The sequence below is a fragment of the Pseudoalteromonas sp. SCSIO 43201 genome, from assembly GCF_023716725.1.
Taxonomy (GTDB): domain Bacteria; phylum Pseudomonadota; class Gammaproteobacteria; order Enterobacterales; family Alteromonadaceae; genus Pseudoalteromonas; species Pseudoalteromonas peptidolytica.
The window spans coordinates 508,891-528,715 of the sequence record NZ_CP072683.1; the positions used below are offsets into that span (position 1 = coordinate 508,891).

18 protein-coding genes are annotated in these 19,825 nt (G+C 41.9%); 15 read left to right on the forward strand and 3 right to left on the reverse strand.

Going from position 1 to position 19,825, the window contains the following annotated elements; translation table 11 throughout:
* The 14 genes from J8Z24_RS02195 (at position 1) to speD (ending at position 17,603) form a co-directional block, all read left to right on the forward strand.
* The gene (locus tag J8Z24_RS02195) at positions 1-534 is read left to right on the forward strand and encodes a nitroreductase family protein (RefSeq protein ID WP_128732296.1); all 534 of its coding nucleotides are present in this window, start codon (positions 1-3) and stop codon (positions 532-534) included.
* A 2-nt stretch (positions 535-536) separates the two neighbouring features.
* Positions 537-1,082 carry a nitroreductase family protein gene (locus J8Z24_RS02200; RefSeq protein ID WP_125252272.1) on the forward strand — a complete coding sequence of 182 codons (546 nt, stop codon included), beginning with the start codon at positions 537-539 and terminating at the stop codon, positions 1,080-1,082.
* Positions 1,083-1,094: 12 nt separating this feature from the next.
* A complete protein-coding gene (locus tag J8Z24_RS02205) occupies positions 1,095-4,421 on the forward strand; it encodes a non-ribosomal peptide synthetase (RefSeq protein WP_252095187.1) in 3,327 nt (1,108 codons plus the stop codon).
* Entirely contained in the window at positions 4,421-6,034 is a 1,614-nt protein-coding gene (locus J8Z24_RS02210) for an NAD(P)/FAD-dependent oxidoreductase (RefSeq protein ID WP_176032442.1), read from the forward strand. Before J8Z24_RS02205 ends, J8Z24_RS02210 begins: the two co-directional genes overlap by 1 nt.
* 28 nt (positions 6,035-6,062) lie before the next feature.
* Positions 6,063-7,241 (forward strand): iron-containing redox enzyme family protein, encoded by a 1,179-nt coding sequence (locus J8Z24_RS02215; protein ID WP_125252269.1) that lies wholly within the window; start codon positions 6,063-6,065, stop codon positions 7,239-7,241.
* A 627-nt stretch (positions 7,242-7,868) separates the two neighbouring features.
* Entirely contained in the window at positions 7,869-8,879 is a 1,011-nt protein-coding gene (locus J8Z24_RS02220; protein WP_161972763.1) for a sigma-54-dependent transcriptional regulator, read from the forward strand.
* A gap of 567 nt (positions 8,880-9,446) precedes the next feature.
* Positions 9,447-10,028, forward strand: a complete 582-nt coding sequence (locus tag J8Z24_RS02225; protein WP_128732293.1) for an anthranilate synthase component II — start codon at positions 9,447-9,449, stop codon at positions 10,026-10,028.
* A gap of 372 nt (positions 10,029-10,400) precedes the next feature.
* The gene (locus J8Z24_RS02230) at positions 10,401-11,576 is read left to right on the forward strand and encodes an HDOD domain-containing protein (protein ID WP_176032441.1); all 1,176 of its coding nucleotides are present in this window, start codon (positions 10,401-10,403) and stop codon (positions 11,574-11,576) included.
* A 356-nt stretch (positions 11,577-11,932) separates the two neighbouring features.
* Positions 11,933-13,144 (forward strand): aspartate aminotransferase family protein, encoded by a 1,212-nt coding sequence (locus tag J8Z24_RS02235; RefSeq protein ID WP_125252264.1) that lies wholly within the window; start codon positions 11,933-11,935, stop codon positions 13,142-13,144.
* A 67-nt stretch (positions 13,145-13,211) separates the two neighbouring features.
* On the forward strand, positions 13,212-14,225 hold the full coding sequence (gene astA, locus J8Z24_RS02240; RefSeq protein ID WP_147391182.1) for an arginine N-succinyltransferase: 1,014 nt from the start codon (positions 13,212-13,214) through the stop codon (positions 14,223-14,225).
* Between the two features lie 15 nt (positions 14,226-14,240).
* The gene (gene astD, locus J8Z24_RS02245) at positions 14,241-15,713 is read left to right on the forward strand and encodes a succinylglutamate-semialdehyde dehydrogenase (RefSeq protein WP_147391183.1); all 1,473 of its coding nucleotides are present in this window, start codon (positions 14,241-14,243) and stop codon (positions 15,711-15,713) included.
* A gap of 139 nt (positions 15,714-15,852) precedes the next feature.
* A complete protein-coding gene (locus J8Z24_RS02250; protein ID WP_176032459.1) occupies positions 15,853-16,188 on the forward strand; it encodes a DUF3802 family protein in 336 nt (111 codons plus the stop codon).
* A 106-nt stretch (positions 16,189-16,294) separates the two neighbouring features.
* On the forward strand, positions 16,295-16,708 hold the full coding sequence (locus J8Z24_RS02255; RefSeq protein WP_125252260.1) for an OsmC family protein: 414 nt from the start codon (positions 16,295-16,297) through the stop codon (positions 16,706-16,708).
* An 85-nt stretch (positions 16,709-16,793) separates the two neighbouring features.
* Positions 16,794-17,603 carry an adenosylmethionine decarboxylase gene (speD, locus tag J8Z24_RS02260; protein WP_125252259.1) on the forward strand — a complete coding sequence of 270 codons (810 nt, stop codon included), beginning with the start codon at positions 16,794-16,796 and terminating at the stop codon, positions 17,601-17,603.
* 134 nt (positions 17,604-17,737) lie between these two features.
* On the opposite strand, the gene J8Z24_RS02265 is transcribed toward speD, so the two are convergent.
* The 3 genes from J8Z24_RS02265 to J8Z24_RS02275 form a co-directional block, all read right to left on the reverse strand.
* The gene (locus J8Z24_RS02265; protein WP_252095188.1) at positions 17,738-18,385 is read right to left on the reverse strand and encodes a hypothetical protein; all 648 of its coding nucleotides are present in this window, start codon (positions 18,383-18,385) and stop codon (positions 17,738-17,740) included.
* Between the two features lie 19 nt (positions 18,386-18,404).
* The gene (locus tag J8Z24_RS02270) at positions 18,405-18,560 is read right to left on the reverse strand and encodes a hypothetical protein (RefSeq protein ID WP_252095189.1); all 156 of its coding nucleotides are present in this window, start codon (positions 18,558-18,560) and stop codon (positions 18,405-18,407) included.
* Positions 18,561-18,714: 154 nt separating this feature from the next.
* Positions 18,715-19,020: a helix-turn-helix domain-containing protein gene (locus tag J8Z24_RS02275; RefSeq protein WP_176032437.1), complete on the reverse strand. Its 306-nt coding sequence runs from the start codon at positions 19,018-19,020 to the stop codon at positions 18,715-18,717.
* 376 nt (positions 19,021-19,396) lie between these two features.
* Between J8Z24_RS02275 and J8Z24_RS02280 the strand changes: the two genes are divergently transcribed.
* On the forward strand, positions 19,397-19,630 hold the full coding sequence (locus J8Z24_RS02280; RefSeq protein ID WP_128731284.1) for a hypothetical protein: 234 nt from the start codon (positions 19,397-19,399) through the stop codon (positions 19,628-19,630).
* Positions 19,631-19,825: the final 195 nt, after the last annotated feature.

Genomic DNA, 19,825 nt, shown 5'->3' on the forward strand with positions numbered 1-19,825 from the left:
ATGGATAGACAAGAAACGTTACATCAGCTTATTAGCGCTGCTTTTCTAGCGCCAACGTCTTTCAACTTGCAGCACTTTAGGTTTATTGATGTGCAAGACAAAGATAAGCAACAAACACTACTTAGTGCAGCTGCTAACTGGGCTGATGAAGGTGAACCTGAGTTTGTTATTGCACTTTGTGGTGATAACAACAGTTGGCAAGAGGCAGCGAATTTTGCCAAACACGTAAGTGATGAATTTGTCGAAATGTCGCAGCAAAAAGCCACTATGGTTTATAGCAGCAACGAAGTAACACGACGTGATGAAGTTAACCGCACCAATGGCTTTGCATTTACCAACATGTTGGTGAAAGCACATCAATTGGGGTTAGGTTCTCGTGTACTTGAGATAGACAGTCCATCTTCAGTCACTGATTTATTGAATATATCTGACGCCTATTCGCTGTCGGCTGTGGTGGTGTTTGACAAAGCATTAGCCAAGCCACTACTTAAATGCCAACCGGATTTAAACCTAATCTCTGAAGATGGATTTTAATTATGAATATGTTTTCTAACGAAAGACTGGCTGTTGCCATGCGTGAGCGCCGCGCAATCAAGCACTTTGAACCAAGCTTTGTTATTCCTGAAGGTGATAGAAAGCACATCCTTTCATTCGCTACGGAGTTAGACCTTGGCTTTAATATGCCACCACTTAGGATCTGTCGTGTATCAGACATGGCATTAAGAGAGCAAATTAAAGAAGTCGGCTTTCAGCAGCCACAACACACCGGTGCAAGTGAGCTTTGGGTTGTATGTATTGATACTAAAGCGCTTTCAACTAAAGAAGCAGAGCACGCAAGAACGCAAGCGATGTTTTATGGTGCTGCATATTCACAAGCCTTGATGCTTGGCGCAGCTAGCCTAGGTTATGACTCATGCCCAATGATAGGTTTCCAGTTTGGCCCTGTTGGTGAGTTGATCTCGCTGCCAGAGTCTTACGTGCTGTGTAACTTTGTGGTGATGGGTAAGCGCAAAAAAGCCCCGCTTACACGCGGCTCAAAACTTGCTATCGAAGATGTTTTATTTACTGATGAATTAGTGTAAGGCGGCAGTAAGATGGCTTTATCCTCGTTAAGTTTTCCAGTTTCAGCTGAACTACAACCGGTAGCTAGTACAGGTTTTGTAGCCGCATTGGCACAAATATTACAACGTGTACTAAAAGTAGAACAGTTGGCGATTACACTAGATGAGTGTTATCGGTTGATAGCGCTCAATGCAGAAAGTGAACGTCGCGATATTGAGCTGCAACTTAACGAGGTATTTACGGATCAAAACTGCTTTTCTCAGCTAACGATTGAGCCGCGGACAGCTGAGCATGGTGGTGCGACAGCACAGTTAGTTTTGGCGCTAGGCGACGGGCAAATCAACATTACATTTGATGACTCGATTTTTCCAGAAGCGCTACTTAACACCATACTTGAAAGCGCCTTAACCCAGTTAATGGACGCTCAAACAAGAGCCACGGCTGCGCTACATATACAGCGTCAACATTTTTCGGGTACTGAAGCGGCATGTTCAGCTGATATTAATCAGCAGTTTCTGCATATAGTTGATCAATATCCAATGCGACAAGCCATTACTGATGGTGATATTTGCCTCACTTATGGTGAGCTAGCGCAACAAGTAAGCATACTTGCATCTCGCTTGGCTAACCTTTCAGTGCAAGGTAAACGAGTTGCAGTGGTATTGCCTCGCGGCCATAAAACCGTTATTTCAATGCTTGCAATTAGCTTTGTTGGGGCAACGTATGTCCCGATAGAGACGTTAAACCCAGTTTCTTATATTTGCGAGCAGATCAATCATATTGCAGCGGCGGTGGTTATCTGTGATAAGACTGATGATAGTTATCAAGACTTACCAAATAGCCATCATTGGGACTCACTGATTGCCTCAGCTGGTACAGAGTTTGTTCCAGAGGTGATGCACCCAGACAGGGAATTTACGGTGTTGTTCACCTCTGGATCAACCGGTAAATCTAAAGCTGTGGTTCATGCAGAGCGCTCTTTTTTAGCCCGATTTGATTGGCAATGGCAAGTCTCGCCAATTACCGCTGAGGATGTTGTCGGACAAAGAACCAATGTTGGCTTTGGGCCACACATTTGGGAAATCTTAGGAGCCATCTTAAAGGGTGCGCACCTGGTTATCTTGACTGATGCTATTGTGGCAAATCCAAAGCAGTTAATTAGTTATATTCAGCAATATGAAATAACTCGGCTTGCTCTAGTGCCTTCGATAGCGAAATTGTTGGTTGAGACCAAAGGGGTGCAAGCAAATTGTCGCTCTTTACAAGTTTGCTCGTTAGCGGGTGAAGAATTTGGCATGCAGTTAGTTGAAAAACTAAGGAACACATTTGTAGGTTGTCAGATATTTAATGACTTCGGCTCTACTGAGTGTAATTGCATGTTCTTCCATCCAATCAGCAATGAAGTCACCTTGGGTAGACCTTCTAGTGCCGCATCGTTAACTATCATCAATGATGCTGGTGAGCCTTGTTTACCATTTGAAGCCGGCATGCTGCATGTAAATGGAAAGACGTTGGCCAAAGGGTATGTCAACGAGCAAGGAGAAATTACTGAGCTGCCACAATCACAATATGGGTATGTCACAGGAGACAATGTTTTTTTTGACGAAAAAGGCTATTTGTATTCTCAAGGACGCAAGAATAATGTGGTTAAAGTGCGGGGAATGCGTGTCGACATCGTGAATGTTGAACAGCAATTACAAACATTATTAGAGATAGACAAACTCAAGTTAGTCGCTCGCAAAAAGTCAGATGGTGAAACCCAGCTGATCGCTTTTTACCAGTCTTCGCATCTTGCTGTTGAATTGCTACGACGTTGTAAAGATAAATTACCAGTGCATTACTGTCCGGCATTTTTCTTTTCAGTCAGCTCTTTTCCGCGTTTACCAAACGGCAAGTTAGACCGAATGCAGCTGTTGAAAAAATTACAAACGCACGCTGACCATAACCAAAGTACAGCCAAAGATAAGCTTATCAAGATCCTTGCCGATATTACGGAGCTGCCGTTATCAAGTCTTGATATTGAAGCTTATTCACTGGTTGAACTAGGCGTGGATTCATTAGGACTAGTGAAAGTCGCGCATGCTATAGAATCGGTGTTCTCGCGCTCTGTTTCTTTGGCGCAGGTGGCTGCAATTACTTGCTTTTCTGAGCTAGTGGAGTTAGCGCAAGGGCGCTTTGTCACACCAACACAGAAATTAGTACATCAAGATGTAGATCATTTATTAACTTACTTTACGACGTTGCAGCCACAGTCTAACCCCGCAGGTAAAAGTGTATTGCTCACCGGTGCCAGTGGGTTTATCGGGGCATTTATGCTAGCCGAATTAACTAAGCATCATATCGTTTATTGCCCGGTTAGAGCGCAAAACTCACAGCATGCACAAGCCAAAGTTCAGCAAAATCTACAAAAATATGGTTTATCGGTTGAAGTACCTGAAAACCTTCGCGTAGTGGCTGGTGATATTACCAAACCCAACTTTGCCTTATCAAAAGTACACTTTGAGCAACTCATTGACGAGGTTGGCACTGTGTATCACTTAGCGGCAAATGTGAACCATGTACAAAGTTATGCAAACTTACGTATTGAAGTGCTGCAAACATGGGAAAACTTACTGCCATTTATCAACCGTGCTGGTAGTCAGTTTCATTTTTTCTCCTCAATTGCGGTATGTAAATTAATTGATGGGCATTGGCGTGATGAGGCTGTGCCTGAAAACCCAGACTCGATAGCTTCTGGCTACGGTCAAAGTAAGTGGCTCGCAGAGCAGTTACTTACAAGCTGCCAAGCTGCAGCATCCATCAACATTTATCGACTTGGTGAAATAGGTGGCTGTCGAACGACAGGGCAAGGCCGAAGCGACGACTTTGTACATAATTTATTGGCTGTGATGTCGGCTATTCCTTTTTACCCAGCAGAATTGGCGGAGTCGACTCTGGTGGTGGATGTGTTGCCTGTGGATTGGTTGGTGCAATTTACTCAGCTGGCGATGGCGCAACAAAAAGTGACCTTGTTTAATTTGCAAAACCCAAGTCCTACGCCGCTTAGTCGCGTATTGGACGATTTGGGGTGTAAGCCATCAACAGAGGTCAGTTGGCAACAATGGCTAACAGAAATTCACCAATGCGTAATCGACAACGCCGATAGTTTACTAAATGTTTTACCTTTTTATACCACACCTAATGATCCTAGTTGGCTCAATTACTTTTCATCTTTGGAAATGGACTGTAGTGCAATGACGCAGATCTTAGGTGATCGTCTAGGAACACCTGAGATCGCTCAATTGCAGTGGCGCGCGTATGCGCAAAATTGGCGTAAACACGGATTAGATTTTAACAAAAACAAAGGAGCACAGTTCTAATGAACGGAGCAGACAATACCATAGTGATTCTGGGTGGGGGGCTTGCAGGATCAACATTAGCTAAACAGCTGATCATGATGTATCCCAACTTAGATATTAAGATCTTAGAGTTTAACTCTTACCCAGTACCACTGGCTAAATTTAAAGTTGGTGAGTCAACTGTAGATATGGCAGGGCACTATCTTAGAAATGTATTGCAACTTGAAGCACATTTAGAACAAGAGCAATTACCTAAATATGGGTTACGGTTTTTCTTACCTGATAGTGACAATACGGATATTACCACTCGCGTAGAAGTTGGTAATGGTCAGCGTCCTGTATCCAAAAGCTACCAGCTAGATCGCGGTAAATTTGAAAACTTTATGCATGCGACGTTGCTTGAGCAAGGCGTTGATTTTATTGACTCTGCAAAAGTGGTCAACATTGCTATCAATGAATCATCTCACCGTGTCACCTATGTTAAGGACAGTGGTTCAGAACATACGATAGAAGCTCGTTGGGTGTTAGACGCAAGTGGTGGTGCGCGACTATTGCAAAAAACACTTAACCTTGAAGCGGTGCATACCAAAAGTCACCACTCAGCATGGTTTAGGGTTGCTGGCAAAGTGGAGATCAACGATCTATCCACCGATCCACAATGGTTAGCACGAGTTCCTGAAGTTGCTCGTCAATTATGTACTAACCACCTGATTGGCAAAGGTTACTGGGTGTGGATCATTCCACTATCAGGAGATAACACCAGTATTGGTGTGGTGGTTGACCCTGAGTACCACGATGTGGAACAGCTTAAGACATTAGAGTCTACGCACGCTTGGTTAAGCCAGCACGAGCCACAATTGGCAGCGCTATTACAAGCTAAACAGTTTGAGGTTATGGATTACAAAGCGATGGGCAACTTTACTTATCGTTGTGAATCATTGTTTAGTCCAAATCGCTGGGCGTTGACCGGTATTTGTGGTTCGTTCACAGATCCATTCTATTCACCAGGCACTGACTTTATTGCCATTGCAAACACACTGATTTGTAAATTGGTTGGTGAAGATCTTGCTGGAAACGATCTTAAAGCGCCATGTATGGCTTCCGAGCAGATGTACTTTGCTGGCTACGACTCATTAATCAGCACAGTAGAGAATCAATACGGCATCTTTGCACATAATTTGGCAACCAGCTGTAAGCTGCTGTGGGATGGCACATTAGCATGGTCAGGCGCAGGCTTGATGTTTTGTAATGACCGATTTACAGATGCAAAAATTGCCATGGAAGTATCAGATGAACTGATGCTAATGGGCAAACTGCATACCACAATGCAGCAAGTATTCCGTCGCTGGAGTACCTCAATTCCTGACCGCGAGCTGCGCAAAGACATTATTGTCGACCAGCTAGATAATTTTGGCCAACGAGCACAAAGAGCGTTAGTGCAAGATTATTCAGATGAAGCGTTAGTGGCGCAGGTCAAACAGAACTTCAATACGTTGTGCACATTGGCTGTCGCAATGTTCAAACTAGTAGAAGATAAACCCGTTACAGATTCAGAAGTGGCTTTATTGGTATCCGGTTACCGTCATGAGCCTGAGGTAGAGACTGAGCTGAACAATTTACTTTTCAATCATTAATATTAAATAATAAAACTTGGAGTATATCATGCAAGGAACAGTAACTAGCGTATCAAAAGCTCGAGTTGGTGAGCGTTTTGAAGAACTAGTCTCAAAACATCCACTGTGGCAAAACCCACTTCTAGTGGCATGTTCTAAGAACGAATTAAGTCTTAAAGACTATGGCTACTTAATTGCTCAACACTTTTACTATTCAAGAGGGTTTACACGACTATTGTCAGCCCTAATGATGCAGTGTGACGATGATAAGTTCAGAGCTGAGCTTTCTCATAACTTATGGGAAGAAGCTGGCGAAGAAAATATGGAAGAGCGCCATTCAAATTTACTACGTAAAATGATGAATGATGTTTTTGATATTGCAAATCCAGACGGAACCGATTTTAAAACCTACACCGTGACGTATTTTGACGAGTGCCTACGTTTTCTTAAAAACACGAATAGCATCGGTGCTGCGGCATTCCTTGGTTGGGGTACTGAAGGGGTTGTTGCCAATATTTATGAATATTGGTTCGAAGGCCTAAAAGGTTTAGGTGTAGAAGAAGAAGCGCTACGTTATCTAAGTCTACACATGGAGTGTGATGATGAGCACGCAGAAGTTATCGAAAATATCGCACTATCACAGTGCAATGATGATGTGTCTTCACATGCACAAGAGATTGAGGCAGCGATCAACAAAGCGCTCGATTTACGTGACGAGTATTTCCGCGCAATCTACCAAGATATTACGACAGCGAAGATTGAACCGCTAGTATCGGCTATTTGTGGTAAGCAACCGTACTATAAAGTTGAAGATGTGCCTTCGTTTAGTAGCTCATTAACGCAAAATAGCGGTGTGAAGTTATATAGCAACCAACAACAAGATGATGGCATTAACTTTGAAGTAAGCCGTTTTAATATTGGTTGTGAAGTGATGGACCCAAGGTTACTTGAGATCCCTGAAGGCTGTCGCAACGAGTGTCATAAGCATGCTCACGAATCAATGTTCTATGTTGTATCAGGCGAGGGTCGAGTGCATATTGCTGATGAGCATATTGAAGTGTCAGCAGGTCAACTTGTTTACGTACCACGCTGGGTTGATCACTATAGTGAAAACACCGGAGAGGGTAAACTGACTATTCTTGCAATCACCGACTTTGGTTTGACTAAACACTTTCCAAATAACACTGACTTTAGCTATAGAAAAAAGCAACAAGAACAAGTTGCTTAATTATTCCAAGTTCTGGTTAGTTAGGCTCAGAGTCAAGGGTGCTTGCACTCTGAGCTACTCATCCTTTCGTTTTTTGACTATTTATTACTGTTGACTTGCAGTTTTTTCAACTTCTCACTCATTCAAGTACATATATAACGTTGCACGTTGTTTGTAGCTTTTTGATTATTATTAATTTTTTCTTTTTCTCTTCACATTCTCATGACTTTTTTTAGCGTGCAATTAAGGTTGCATCTGATGCAATCATAGTTTGACGTATTTTGTATTTTAATCATTGTTAAACTGGTTAATAATGTGTTTTAAGGAATGTTCATAATGTTACAACAAGGTTGCATTTCGCTATTTTATCTTATGGTTTTCTCTATTTTATTGAGTATTTTAAAACACTCAATAGGTGGTAAATAGCAGCGTAAAACCCCGTGTAATAACTAATACCAACAGTTCTTTATAAGGCAAAAAACGAAATAACAAAGTAAGGAGATGTTTTTGTTATTACTTTTTTACCTTTCTCGTCACACAAAGAAAGTTGGAGCCATGGTGCACTGGGTGGGCAATACCATTGCAGTAAATGATTAATGAGCGTTTTCCTGTAGTAAGTTGCGTCGGATGTTCATAAAGAGGGGAAGTATGGATAAGTATAATAAAGTACTAAACGGGGTCGGAGCTGAAAATCTAATTATTGATAGAGATGAAGACTTCAAAGCCTGCATCTTAGCTAAAAATGAAGAGCTTGCGAGTATTATTCAAGGTGAAACGGGAACAGGTAAAGAAGAGTTTGCTAAATTAGTGCATCGCAAACGTATTTATCTGCAAGGAGAAGAGGTTCCTTTCGTTTCTGTTAACTGTGCAAACTTTAATAACGAATTATCGTTATCGCTTTTATTTGGTCATGTGAAAGGTGCCTTCTCAGGGGCTGAAAAGAGCACAGATGGCTTTATCGCAGAAGCAAACGGTGGGATTTTATTTTTAGACGAGATCCACACCTTGTCTATCGAGACCCAGCAAAAATTACTGCGGGTACTCAATGATGGTTCTTATAGCCGTCTAGGAGATACCAAAACGCTCTACTCTAAATTCCAAGTTATCGCTGCGACGACTAAAGACTTGGATGAAGAAGTTGAAAAGGGCACTTTTTTAATGGATTTAAGGTTTCGGTTACTGGGCATCGAGTTAACCATGAAGCCACTGCGTGAACGCAAAGACGATATTCCTAAACTGATTGATGTTTTCCTTAAAAATAAGGACATTATGCTCAGTCCTGCACAATATACTGAGTTAGTCAGCTTATGTAAGAAGTATTATTGGCAAGGCAACATTAGACAGCTTTTTGGGGTTTTGAACGCCTGGATTGCGATGTGCGATGGTAAAGTGAATATTGCTTATTTTCCACAATATAACAACATGCTAAAACCATCAGCAGTGTCTAAAAGTGACAAAGGTGGGTATGGCAAAGTCATGTCGGTATTAGAGCGTGCTATTAGCCTAGATATCTCCTTTTCCGAAGCAATAGAAGAAGTTGAATGCTTCATTATCGAAGAAGCAATGGGTCTCAATCCCAGCGTTTCTGACGTTTATCAAGGTTTACAGCTAAGTAGAAATAATTTTTACGTAAAAAGACGAAAGTACGGCTTAACGTAATAAAAGACCAATCAGCCTTAATACTTGCTCAATTTGAAGGAGTAAATCTGACGCTAACAGCGTGCTCGACAAGATTTTCTCGCCTCAAAATAGACTACTTACTTAAGACAATTGGTATAAATCACTTTCTGAGGTGGCAGACAGTTACGCCGCCTCTGCACTTCTTTATAACCGCTGTTCTTTGGCTTAAATACGCGCTATCACTTTTACCAAATTCGTTTTAAGGCTGCTGTATCTTTGCAGTCCGTGCTACACTCCTGCCGTTTGTAATTTGGCCGTCGTGATTTGCCCATCATCGTACTGAGTGAGTTTTACTCATTATCTCGATGTACAAAGTCGATGCTCAAATTTAAGAGCCTGATATTCGTATAATGAACGCTAACCCATTTTGTCTGATGCTTGCTCAACTTGAGGGCGTAAAATAGTCGCTAATGATGTAAAAAGTTGCTTATTTGGCATAACCAAATAGTCAAACTTTTGCTGTGTTATCGATAAAATTGTCTTACCTCAAAATAGAGCAGTTAATGAGGCAAATTGGCATAAGCTATGGTGTGGAGTAAAGCTTATATGCTGTTAATGATCGATAACTACGATTCTTTTACGTACAATTTAGTACAGTACTTTCAACGTTTGAATATTGAAGTATTGGTTAAGCGTAATGATGAACTTAGCATCGCTCAAATTAAGCAGCTTCGACCAAAGTATCTAGTGTTGTCTCCAGGACCTTGTACGCCGAATGAAGCAGGTATATCACTGCAAGTAGTGGAACAGCTTCAGGGCAGTTTGCCTATTCTGGGGATCTGTTTAGGTCATCAGACAATTGCGCAAGCGCTAGGAGGTAATGTGCGCCGTGCCAGACAAGTCATGCACGGTAAAACTTCTCTTGTATATCACAATAATAAAGGGGCATTTAACGGGCTTCCTTCGCCTTATGAAGTCTGCCGATACCATTCACTTATTGTAGAAAAAAACGCCTTGCCAGCAACGCTTGAAGTGAGCGCATGGACACAGTCCCCAGAGGGTAAGTTTGATGAAATTATGGGACTTGTCGCACCAGATAGGGCGCTTGAAGGAATACAATTTCATCCTGAAGCAATCTTGACCGAGCATGGGTTGGCATTACTTGATAACTTCCTAAAACGCTTCTAAAGTTTAAACAAAACCAGCTCTGTTTTGTAATTGTGCAAATAATCTGCACGCTTGAGGTCGTGTGGGTATAATACCAATTTGACTTAATACTTGCTAAATTTGAAGGAGTAAATCTGACGCTAACAGCGTTAAAAATTTCTTATTTAGAACAACTAAATAGCAAAATTTTTGCCTTGTTATCGACAAGATTTTCTCGCCTCAAAATAGACCACTTAATTAAGAAAATTGGTATAAGCTTGGAGATGATGTTTCTGTCAGTGCTTTAAGATACGCACAATAAAACTTTAATATTGCCTTTAGTGGTATAATATCGAACAATACGACTATCTGTTGAGTGCTAAACTCATTGTTTCCTTTAGATAAGTAGCATGCATGACGCAAGAAAATAAGCAAATTAGAATGGCACAAGCGCTTTCTGAGCGCGCCCATGACCTTCTTATCAGCCTTAACTTTGCCCAAAAGCAAATCGGCTATATCCATACTTTTGATATTAGTTATGGAGAAAATATTGCCCAGCGTACCATGCTTGAGGTGGAGATTGCTGCGGCTGCAAAACGACAGGAAAGCAGTACGACTCATCATAAATACATAGCTAAAGCAAGTAAGCACTTACATTCAGTTATTGAAGAGGCAATTGCAAAACAATTACATGATCTTGATACCATTTACCATGAAGTGGTTGGCATTCAAGATTCGGTTCCTGCCATTTTTGATATTTTGGCCGTGCGTTCAGCGTCAGTAGGGCGATTAGAACCACTCGTAAATGATCTCAGTTGGTTAGGGCGAGAGCTTGTATCTTTGGTGAATTTGCCGCAGTATCGCAAGAAAAATAGCAAAGGCACATCGATTAAAGTCGATACCCCCGCGCTGGCACTGAGGTATTTGGGCTTAGAAAACCTGCAAATGGTGATCCCGACGATGGCGGTGAGGCATTGGATGCCCCATGCAACAGAACCGTTTGGCTTAATGAAGCGTAAAATGCGGGAGCTAAGTATGAGCACTGCAATTGCAGCAAAGGAGCTTGCCCCATTTTTTGGTGTTAAAGAACAACATGCCTTTACCTTGGGAATGCTACTTGAACTGGGCAAAATTGCGTTAGTCAGACTGTATTTACGTACTTTTGAAAGAGTATGGCAAGCCAAAGTACAAATTGCCCGTGATAAAAAGCAAAAAGATCTACATACCGCGCTAATGGAGCTATCTCCAGATCCCCTATTTTTGCGTAACTTGCTGTTAGAACACTCCGCAGATATATCTCGAAAACTAATAGAGAAAATGGAGCTGCGTTACCTTCCCTTTAATGCGGTAATGGAAGAGTATTCGCAAACTTATTTACCAAAATCGCATAAAAAAATAGCGGATCCGTTACCACTGACACAAGTGATGCAAAAAGCCTATGGCTATGCTCAAATGCTTGTTTTAAAAGACAGTCAGTTGATAGAAGATGACGAAGCTGAGATTTTACTCAGTCACCTAGAACTCACTGAAGAAATGCGTCAGCAATTGGCAAAATGTGCATTCCATAACCTTCAGTTGACGATTTTGTAAAAAAAAACGGAATTTTTTTTGCGACTATTCATTCAGAACCTAACCTTTAATGATCAGTGCAAGGCTGCATCATGCTTGCTTTGCCCTGAATATCAGCCCTAAATAGTTATTCACTTGAGTTGAGAATATATGTTAAACCCTTGAATGCAAAGGGCTGGGAACATGCTATAAGTGAGACAAATGGCGCTTTTTCTGAAATAATGAACGTATGAATTTTGTGCCATCAAGGGGCGGGTCAAAATACATAGCACCTAATTGGTGTGAATAAATATCCTATCAAGCGGTGGCAATGCGCCAACCTTCAAACGGAATGACTCCTTGTTTGCACTTTCACTCACCAAATATGAGGAAATAAAATGACTATCAATCGTGAATTGTTTGACGACGTAATGGTACCTAACTACGCACCTTCTGCTGTGATCCCAGTAAAAGGCGAGGGCTCTCGCGTGTGGGATCAAGAAGGTCGTGAATACATCGACTTTGCTGGTGGTATCGCAGTTAACTGTTTAGGTCATTGTCACCCAGCTTTGGTGGGCGCATTAAAAGAGCAAGGCGAAAAAATCTGGCATTTGTCTAATGTAATGACTAATGAGCCTGCACTACGTCTTGCGAAAAAGCTTACTGATGCAACATTTGCAGAAAAGGTCTACTTCGCCAACTCTGGCGCAGAAGCGAACGAAGCGGCACTAAAACTTGCGCGCCGTTGGGCACTTGACAAGTTCGGTGCTGAAAAATCGCAAATCATTTCATTTAATCAAGGTTTCCACGGCCGTACATTCTTTACGGTTACTGTGGGTGGTCAAGCTGCGTATTCGGATGGTTTTGGTCCAAAGCCTGGCGATGTAGTTCACACAAACTACAACGACTTAGCAGCGTTTGAAGCTCTTATCTCTGACAATACTTGTGCAGTGATGATGGAGCCGCTACAAGGTGAAGGTGGCATTATTTCACCAACCGCTGAGTTTGTTAAAGGTGTGCGTGAACTATGTGATAAACACAACGCGCTACTTATTTTTGACGAAGTACAAACTGGTGTTGGTCGTACTGGTGAACTTTACGCATACCAAGGTTTAGGAGTAACGCCAGACATTCTAACCACAGCTAAAGCACTAGGTGGTGGCTTCCCTATCGGGGCAATGATCACGACCACTGAAATTGCAGCGCACCTAAAAGTAGGTACTCACGGTTCAACATACGGTGGTAACCCATTAGCTTGTGCGGTTGCTGAAGCTGCATTTGATACCGTTAACACAACAGAAGTGCTTGACGGTGTAAAAGCAAAAGAACAGCTTTTCCGTGAATTACTTAATGACATCAACGAAAAGTACAACGTATTTAGTGAAGTACGTGGTAAAGGTCTATTGCTTGGTGGCGTAGTTACTGAAAAGTATCAAGGCAAAGCAAAAGAGTTCTTGGTTGAAGGTATCAAACAAGGCGTGATGTCACTTGTGGCTGGTGCAAACGTGGTACGTTTTACTCCATCTTTAGTTATTCCTGATGCTGACATTCGCGAAGGAATGGCACGCTTTGAAAAAGCGGTTGCTGCGGTAGTTGCTAACAACGCCTAATACTGATTGCAAGGTCACCTTTTGGTGGCCTTGTTGTTATCCACATTTTTGAGGAGTAAGCGGGCTCATGATGATCCTTCGCCCAATCCAAGAAAGCGATTATCCAGCGCTTTTAAACATTGCTCATGAATCAGGCCACGGTTTTACCTCTTTGCCTGTTAACGAAGAGCTATTACAGAAGAAGATTGCACGTTCAGTTGCTTCATTTGGTAAGCAAGCAGACAAGCCTTTTGATGAAGGGTATTTATTTGTATTAGAAGATACAGAAACTGGCGAGGTGGTTGGTACCAGTGGTATCGAAGCTGCGGTTGGTTTGGATGATGCGTTTTATCATTACCATCTGAGCAAAGTGATCCACTCTTCTCGCACGCTGAATGTTTACAAAGCAGTGGATATTTTAACGCTATGTAATGATTACACTGGCGCAACGGAACTATGCACGCTGTTCTTAAAGGATGGTTATCGTAAGGGAAGCAACGGCAAACTCTTATCTCGCTCTCGCTTTATGTTTATTAATCAACATCGTGCGCGCTTTGCCGAAACCGTGATTGCAGAAATGCGCGGCGTGTCGAATGAACAAGGTGAAAGTCCATTTTGGCAGTGGCTTGAAGAGCATTTCTTCTCTATGGACTTCCCAACTGCTGATTACCTCACGGGTATTGGCCAAAAGGTCTTTATTGCAGAGCTAATGCCAAAATACCCAATCTACGTCAACCTGCTCAGTGAAGAAGCACAAGCGGTGATTGGTGAGGTACATGACAATACTCGCCCTGCGATTGAGCTATTAAAGAGTGAAGGTTTCACCTTTAACGGTTACGTTGATATTTTTGACGCAGGCCCTACTGTTGAAGCCAAAGTGAGCAATATTCGCACGGTATGCAATAGCGAAAAGCGCACAGTGAAAATAGGCGATAGTCAAGGTGGATTCCCTGTTATGGTCGCAAATGATAAACTTGTGGACTATCGCGCAGCGGTCATAGAGTTAACTTTGTCTGATGACAATGAGATAACGCTTGCTCCACATGTTGCTGCGGCGCTAAAAGTAGAAGAAGGCGATCAAGTAAGCCTAGTAAAGATTTAAGATTGGGAACAGATTATGACAACACATGCAGCACAACTAATTAACGGTGAGTGGATTGCAGGACAAGGCGAAAGCTTTAGCTCTGTAAACCCAGCAAACAACGACGTAATTTGGACAGCAAACGCAGCAACAGCAGCGCAAGTTGATAGCGCAGTAAAAGCAGCACGTGAAGCTTTCTATTCATGGAGCGACATGAGCTTTGCAGCGCGCTTAGAAATTGTTAAGCGTTTTGCTGAAGTACTAAAAGAAAATAGCGAAGAGTTGGCTATCGCAATTGCTAAAGAAACGGGCAAACCACTTTGGGAAACTCGCACCGAAGCGGGCGCTATGGTAGGTAAAATCGCAATTTCTGAGAAAGCTTATCAAGAGCGTACTGGCGTGGTTGAAAATCCAATGCCTGTTGGTCGTGCAGTTATCCGTCATAAAGCGCACGGCGTGGTTGCGGTGTTTGGCCCATATAACTTCCCAGGCCATCTACCTAATGGTCACATTGTACCTGCGCTACTGGCTGGTAACACGGTTATTTTCAAGCCGTCTGAACTCACACCATACGTTGCTGAGTTAACACTTAAGTACTGGCAACAAGCAGGTCTTCCTGCGGGCGTGATTAACTTAGTTCAAGGTGAAGTTGAAACTGGTAAGGCACTTGCGTCACATGCTGGTATCGATGGCTTATTCTTTACTGGTTCTTCTCGTACTGGTCATTTATTACATGAGCAATATGCAGGCCAACCAGGTAAGATCTTAGCGCTTGAAATGGGTGGCAATAACCCACTCATCGTAAAAGACGTAGCGGATACCAAAGCGGCAGTGCATGACATTATTCAATCAGCGTTTATTTCAAGCGGTCAGCGTTGTACTTGTGCTCGTAAGCTATTCCTTCCGGCAGGTGAGCAAGGTGACATCATCCTTGAGCAACTGATCAAAGCGACTAAAGCGATTAAGGTTGGCAACTTTGATGATGCAGAACAACCATTTATGGGTTCAATGATCTCAAATGCAGCTGCAGCCGGTATGGTAAAAGCACAGCAACAGCTTGTTGAGTTAGGTGGTGAGTCGCTTATTGAGCTGACGCACACAGAAGGCACAGGCTTTGTGACGCCAGGTATCATCGAATGTACTAACATTGCAGACTTCCCTGATGAAGAACACTTTGGCCCGTTATTAAAAGTATTCCGCTACACAGACTTTGACGCGGCAATTGAAAAAGCAAATGAAACAAGCTTTGGTCTTTCAGCGGGTCTACTCGGTGACAACGAAGCGGATTACGACCGCTTCTTACGCCGTATTCGCGCTGGTATTGTTAACTGGAATCGTCCAATCACAGGTGCGTCAAGCGCTGCGCCATTTGGTGGTATTGGTGCTTCAGGTAACCACCGTGCAAGTGCTTATTATGCAGCAGATTACTGTGCATACCCAGTTGCTTCAGTAGAATTAGAGAAGGTAACATTACCTGCAAGCTTGAGCCCAGGTTTATCTTTAGATTAAAATAGCACTATCAATTTTATTGATAAAAAAGCAGCTTCGGCTGCTTTTTTGTGTCTAGTTGTCTACAAAAGTAGCAATCGAAAAAACTTTCTGCTTAAATCAATAGGAGATGTCTTTGATAGGTTCAGGTGAGCAAAGTATGGTTTTAGATAAACAAGGATATGATGATTTAGTCATGTATTTGACGCAAAATTTAGCCTTGTTTGAGAAGTCCGGGACGGTAGAGCCTGGTGCTCCAACAGTCTTGGAATTGATCGAAGATGTGATTGCTGAAAATGTTATCCGTATTTGCGAGCAACACAGTGAGCTTTCTACAGAGCAGCGTAGCATGATTGTGCGCGAGGTAGACGGCATTGTGTATGACTTGCAAGAGGTACTGTCGAGCGTTGTTGATAGACGTGTCACCATAGAGCAAAAAGAGTTTATTGAGGAATTTGCCGGCTTGGTGAAAAACCTGTTTGACTCAGCGGTATAGGTTGGCACAATTATCGTTAATAGAACCACACTACACTGTAAAGTGAAAAGTGGAATATAAAATACACCGCCTCGTGGCGGTGTTATTGCTTTTATAAAGGATAACTATGTTAGCTTGCGTTAAATGGGTTGAAGGCGATACCTTCATTGGGCGCTCAGCGTCAGGGCACAACGTGGTATTTGATACCGGCGCCGACAGTGCAGCACCAAGCCCAATGGAAATGGTGTTGATGTCAGCTGGCTGCTGCTCGTCGGTTGATGTGGTCAGTATTTTACAAAAAGCGCGTCAGGATGTTACTGACGTCGAGGTAAAGCTTACCGCAGAGCGTGCTCCAAGTGCGCCACGGGTTTTTACAAAAATTAATTTACACTTTGTGGTAACGGGACGAAATGTCTCTGAAAAACACCTAGCAAGAGCCATTAGTTTGTCAGCTGAAAAGTACTGCTCCGTGGCTTTAATGCTTGAAAAAGCAGTAGAAATTACGCATAGCCATGAAGTGATTGAAATTGACGCGAAATAACGCTTTTTCATGGCGTTATTTTCGTATAAAATCCGCGAACTTTTGTTTCTGCAACGCAGATTTTTTGTATTAAGGTGGGTCTATCGTGAACAAGCCCTTTGATAAAATTAAACTCCATGGCTTTAACAACTTAACTAAGAGTTTAAGCTTTAGCATTTACGATATTTGCTACGCCAAGACCGAGCAGCAACGTAAAGAGTATCTAGAATATATTGATGAGCAGTACAGTGCTGATCGTTTGACGGATATTCTCAAAGACGTGACAGATATTATTGGTGCAAACGTATTAAATATTGCACGTCAAGACTATGAGCCACAAGGGGCAAGTGTGACGATCCTAGTATCAGAAGAGCCTGTTGAACAACAGACTTTTGATAGCAACGAAGCACCAGGTCCATTACCTGATTCGGTGGTTGCACACTTAGATAAGAGCCACATTTGTGTGCATACTTATCCTGAAGCACACCCTCATGATGGCATTTGTACGTTCCGAGCAGATATTGAAGTATCAACGTGCGGTATTATTTCACCACTTAAAGCACTTAACTTCTTGATCCACTCGCTAGAGTCAGACGTAGTAACAATCGATTACCGCGTACGTGGTTTTACTCGTGACGTAAATGGTGTGAAGCACTATATTGACCACGCTATTCACTCTATCCAGAATTACATGACGGAAGACACTAAAGATGCCTACCACATGGTAGATGTAAACGTGTATCAAGAGAACTTATTCCATACTAAGATGATGCTCAAGGAAACAGATTTAAATGCGTATCTGTTTGGATTGAGCACCGATGATTTAGACCAAGACGAAGAAGAAGAAATTCGACAAAAGCTAAATCGTGAAATTCAGGAAGTGTTCTACGGTCGTAATTTACCTGAGACGGAATAATCCGTAGTATCAGGATAAGTAACAGTAAAAGGCGCTTTGGCGCCTTTTTTAATGTCAGAAATTCCTTGTTAAGTCATCATATAAGCGCATAGAGCACGACTGTGCCCGCTTATAAGGTGACAATTATAAAATCACTAAGATTCGCTTTCTAATTCCTCATCTGGCGTATCAGGACGCTGACGTTCAACAAAGATAGTGGCCAGTAGGGTGGTGATCACACAGGAGAGTAAAATCGACTTTAGGATTTCGTAGTTTTTGTATACCCAGCTCCAACTCCAATAGGGTTTAGATGCTTTTTCTGATACACCGAAAAAGAAATCCATATAGCGAATCAAGTTTTCACCAAAAGCAGCTAAATCGACCAATATGAACGCAAAGAAAATTCCATACAAAATAGGATCAGCATGAGTCATATAAATAGCACGCCAATTATCCGGGTTTGTCAGGCGTACATACCGCAGCGATAATCGAACTCTATATTTAAAAAACAGCAAAGAAAGCAGGTCTAATAAGAAGTGAGCACTAAAAATAAATGTATTCGGTAAAGGGGCTGTGAGACCTAACTCCATTATGTGCTGAACCAGCACAAGCTCAATAGCAGTTAGAATAAATAGTATTACAGTTATATGCTGTAAATTTACTAATTGGCGTGAAATGTAAGTCACACCAACTAGCAAAGCCATTGTATGGGCTTGATAAGCAAAAGCCGTAAAATAGTGAGCAGCTGTAAACATAGCGGTAAGGAGGATCGCTAATAATGCAAAATACCAAGAACTTTTCATTAATTATCCTTTAAATTAGCTAACCAGACTTGCCATCCGTAGTCGACTCGGCCTTTACTCTGGGATCTTCATCTTTATCGCCATGGCTTCCGCCTGATATTATTTTAACTTCTGCCAAAGTTAGTAGGGTAAAATTTGAAAGTTGGCGAGTCATTTTTTGTATAAAAAAGCGCATAATGATGTCCTTTCTAAGTTAAGTTTTGCGGTGTTTTGATTTCACCTTACTTTACTCCTTAATAAACAAGTTGAAAACATCGTGTAGTCAATATGCGTGATACGTAACGTGATTGTTTGATATATGTGATTATAAGGACAAAAGGCTTGGGCATTCATTTGCGGCTACCTTCTTTACTTGGTTTGTCACGTGGGGTTGGGGATTTACGCCAAAGTTTAGCATCATCAATTTTATCTCTAAGCGCTAAAATTTGTTCCCTTAATGGGTTTAGGTTAATCCCACAAGCGTCACACCACACTTCAAAATACTCGTAAGGGAATTTACTGACTCCCTTTTCATAGTTTTCATAAGTGCCGCGCTCTACACCGACTAATTTAGCCATTTCGAGTGTTGTTTTACCGGCCACTTTGCGCATACGGCGCAAGTCATCTGCGGTAAAGCGCTTGTCAAATTTACCCACCAACTCAATCTTTTTGTTTGCCGCTTGTGCGTTACAAATAGCGCAACGTGCTTTTGCGCTGATTGGTTATATTTATTAGCTTAACCAGGTTGCATTTTTGTATCTAAACAGTAAACGCGAGTTTGTCTTAGAAAATTTATTTTTCAAGCTTTGTCAGACCAAAAATGTATATTTTGTTTCACTGTTATTTGCTTCGCATAATTTTTGTGCGAAGCACACCAAGTTTATTTTAATTCAGCTCCGCTATGTTGTTATTTAGCTTGTGTGTTTACTGATAAATTTAACAGTAAATTTAAAAAATTTTGCTTCGCGCAGATTTTTGCTCAAAGCTTTTGTTACTTTAGTGTGAAATAAAGTGAACATGTTGGAGAGCAATATGGATTATCTACGCCAATATCATGACTTAACAATTTATTACGACGCACTAAAAAAAGCATCAAAACAGTGCAATAACGTACCAGATACTACCACCAAGTGGTTATCGTTAGTGGAGTCAACCTTGTTTGAATTACAAGAGCTTGCTCACATGGAAAAAGCGTATATGCAGAAGTCAAAAACCATGAATAACTTGGTTGAGCTAGTATATTCCAGCGCGCCCAGTATGGAATAGCATAGCGCGTTTAGGTTTTGCGGTGAGGGGGAGCGTTTTACTCTAATTTTACGCTTCCCCCTTTTTATTATTTAGTATTAACCGCTGTGACAATACTGTAATGTACGGTGCGACGTTATCGTATAGTCATGCTGGTAGATATAGCAATTAATTAAGATAATTGGCCTGTTTGTTTTTCATAGTTATTTGAAGATA